Consider the following 3,556-nt stretch of genomic DNA (forward strand, 5'->3'; position numbering starts at 1 on the left):
TCTCGGGGGCGGGCTTCTCGACGATCTGGGTCAGGTCCATCAGGCGCTCGTTCACCGGCGTGCCGGCGCAGATGCCGTAGCGCCGCGTCTGCTCGGCCGGCACTTCCTGCACGGCCAGGATGGACACGCGCCATTCGCTGAAGATCTCGACCATCTGGCGGGTGATGCCTTTGGCGCCCACCATCAGGTCGTCAGCCAACAGCACGGCAAAGGGATCGTTGCCCACCAGGCGCTCGGCGCACAGCACGGCGTGTCCCAGGCCCAGCATCTTGGGCTGGCGGACGAACACGCATTCCATGTCCTCGGGCTTGATGGACTGCACCACTTTCAGCAGCTCGTGCTTGCCGGCGGCTTCGAGCTCGGTTTCCAGCTCGTAAGCCATGTCGAAGTGGTCTTCGATCGGGCGCTTGGTGCGGCCGGTCACGAAGATCATCTCGCGGATGCCCGCGTCGTAGGCTTCCTCGACGGCGTACTGGATGAGCGGCTTGTCCACCACGGGCAGCATCTCCTTGGGCTGCGCCTTGGTGGCGGGCAGGAAGCGGGTGCCGAGGCCGGCAACGGGAAAAACGGCTTTGGTGATCATGGGCGTGTTTGTACTCGTTTCCGCGGAGGGCTGTCTGTCGGCCTCCCGCGGACAGGGGGCCCCTGAACATGGGGCCGGCCTTGCTCAGCCCAGGCGGGCGATCTGCTCACGCAGCTTGGCCAGCGTCGATCCAAAGTCAGCCAGGCGCTGCCGTTCCTGCTCGACCACGGCCGCCGGGGCGCGCGCCACGAAGCTCTCGTTGCCGAGCTTGGCGCTGGCCTTGGCGATTTCGGCCTCCAGTCGCTTGACTTCCTTGCCCAGGCGCTCGCGCTCGGCAGCCACATCGATTTCCACATGCAGCGCCAGGTGGGCCTCGCCCAGCACGGACACCGGCGCCAGCTTCGTCGCCTCGGCAAAGGCGGCGGTGTCGGTGAACAGCTTCACGTCGCTGAGCTTGGCCAGGGCCTTGAGCAGCGGGGCGGCGGCCTCGATGAAGGCGGCGTCGCCCAAGGCATACAGCGGCACGCGCTCGGCCGGCGACAGGCCCATCTCGCCGCGCAGGTTGCGGCACGCGCCCACCAGGGCCTTGAGCTTGTCCATCCAGGCGTCGGCCTGGGCGTCGATGCGCTCGGGCTGGGCCACGGGGTAGGGCGCGCTCACGATGAAGGCCTCCGAGCCCGCCGCCTTGCGGCCGGCCACCGGGGCCACCTTCTGCCAGAGTTCTTCCGTGATGAACGGGGTGATCGGATGCAGCAGGCGCAGCACGGTCTCGAGCACGCGGATCAGGGTGCGTCGCGTTGCGCGTTGCCGGGCGGCGTCGCCGGTGGCGATCTGCACCTTGGCGATCTCGAGGTACCAGTCGCAGTACTGGTCCCACACGAACTGGTAGATCGCGTTGGCCACATTGTCCAGCCGGTAGTCCGCGAAGCCCTGGGCCACGGCGGCCTCCACCCGCTGCAGCTCGCCCACGATCCAGCGGTCGGCCTGCGAGAAGTCGAGGTAGCCGCCGCTCACGCACTCCTGGGCGCCGTGCTCGGCCAGACCGCAGTCCTGGCCCTGGCAGTTCATCAGCACGAAGCGCGTGGCGTTCCACAGCTTGTTGCAGAAGTTGCGGTAACCCTCGCAGCGCTTGCTGTCGAAGTTGATGTTGCGACCCAGGCTGGCCAGCGCAGCGAAGGTGAAGCGCAGCGCATCGGCCCCATAGCCGGGGATGCCCTCGGGAAATTCTTTCTTCGTGGCCTCACGCACCTTGGGCGCGGTCTCGGGCCGGCGCAGGCCGGTGGTGCGTTTTTCGAGCAGGGGTTCGAGTGCGATGCCGTCGATCAGGTCCACCGGGTCGAGCACGTTGCCCTCGGACTTGCTCATCTTCTTGCCATGGGCGTCGCGCACCAGGCCGTGGATGTAGACGTGGTGGAAAGGCACCTGGCCGGTGAAGTGCACCGTCATCATGATCATCCGGGCCACCCAGAAGAAGATGATGTCGAAGCCGGTGACCAGCACGGACGAGGGCAGGAAGAGTTCGAGCTCCTTCGTCTTCTCAGGCCAGCCCAGCGAGGAGAAAGGCACCAGGGCCGAGGAGTACCAGGTGTCGAGCACGTCCTCGTCGCGCGTGAGAGCGCCGGTGTAGCCGGCTTCAGTCGCCTTGGCACGGGCCTCTTCTTCGCTGCGGGCCACGAAGAGCTCGCCGCCCGTGCCGTACCAGGCGGGGATCTGGTGGCCCCACCAGAGCTGACGGGAGATGCACCAGTCCTGGATGTTCTTCATCCACTGGTGGTAGGTGTTCACCCACTGCTCGGGGAAAAACTTCACCGAGCCGTTGTCGACCACCTCGATGGCCTTCTGCGCGATGCTCTTGCCGTCGGGCCCGGGCTTGCTCACGGCCACAAACCACTGGTCGGTGAGCATGGGCTCGACGATCTGGCCGGTGCGCTCGCAGCGCGGCACCATGAGCTTGTGCTTCTTCACCTGCACCAGCAGGCCCTGGGCTTCGAGATCGGCCACCACCTTCTTGCGGGCCTCGAAGCGGTCCAGGCCCCGATAGGCTTCGGGCACCTCTTCGTTGGTCTTCGCGTCGAGCGTGAAGATCGTGATCATCGGCAGCCCATGCCGCTGGCCCACCGCGTAGTCATTGAAGTCGTGCGCCGGCGTCACCTTCACCACGCCGGTGCCGAATTCGCGGTCCACGTATTCGTCGGTGATCACGGGGATGGTGCGGCCGGTCAGCGGCAGCCTCACTTGCTTGCCGTGGAAGGCGGTGTAGCGCTCGTCCTCGGGGTGCACCATCACGGCGGTATCGCCCAGCATCGTCTCGGGCCGGGTGGTGGCCACCACCACCTCGCCGGAACCGTCGGCCAGCGGATAGCGGATCAGCCAGAGATGACCGTCTTCCTCTTCGCTGGTGACCTCCAGGTCGGACACGGCCGACTTGAGCACCGGGTCCCAGTTCACCAGGCGCTTGCCGCGGTAGATCAGCCCCTGCTCGTACAGCCGCACGAAGGTTTCGGTGACCACCTTGGACAGCTTCTCGTCCATCGTGAAGTACTCGTGGCCCCAGCTCACCGAGTCACCCATGCGGCGCATCTGGCGGGTGATGGTGGAGCCGGAGGCCTCCTTCCATTCCCACACCTTGGCCACGAAATTCTTGCGTCCGAGGTCGTGGCGCGACTGGCCGGTTTTGGCCTGGAGTTGGCGCTCCACCACGATCTGGGTGGCGATGCCGGCATGGTCGGTGCCGGGCACCCACAGGGTGTTGTGGCCGCGCATGCGGTGGTAGCGCGTGAGCGCGTCCATGATCGTCTGATTGAACGCATGGCCCATGTGCAGCGTGCCGGTGACGTTGGGCGGCGGCAACTGGATGCAAAACGAGGGCCGGGCCGGGTCGAGCGTGGGCGCGTACAGGCCGCGCTGCTCCCACAGCGGGCCCCAGTGGGCCTCGATGGCGGCGGGCTCGAAGGACTTGGCGAGTTCGGTCATGGGGCCGGGCGTGCGAGGGGAAAACGAAAGCGGCGTCCCACGGGACGCCGCCAAACCTGG

2 protein-coding genes are annotated in these 3,556 nt (G+C 66.8%); both read right to left on the reverse strand.

Features of this window, described 5'->3' with window-relative positions; translation table 11 throughout:
* A partial coding sequence (locus ACK42S_RS16535; RefSeq protein WP_409710096.1) for a UTP--glucose-1-phosphate uridylyltransferase occupies nt 1-583 on the reverse strand: 583 nt, incomplete at its 3' end.
* 84 nt (nt 584-667) lie between these two features.
* Nucleotides 668-3,496 carry a valine--tRNA ligase gene (locus tag ACK42S_RS16540; protein WP_409710099.1) on the reverse strand — a complete coding sequence of 943 codons (2,829 nt, stop codon included), beginning with the start codon at nt 3,494-3,496 and terminating at the stop codon, nt 668-670.
* Between the last annotated feature and the right edge of the window lie 60 nt (nt 3,497-3,556).

This window comes from Caldimonas sp., from assembly GCF_046289365.1.
Classification (GTDB): Bacteria; Pseudomonadota; Gammaproteobacteria; order Burkholderiales; family Burkholderiaceae_C; genus Caldimonas.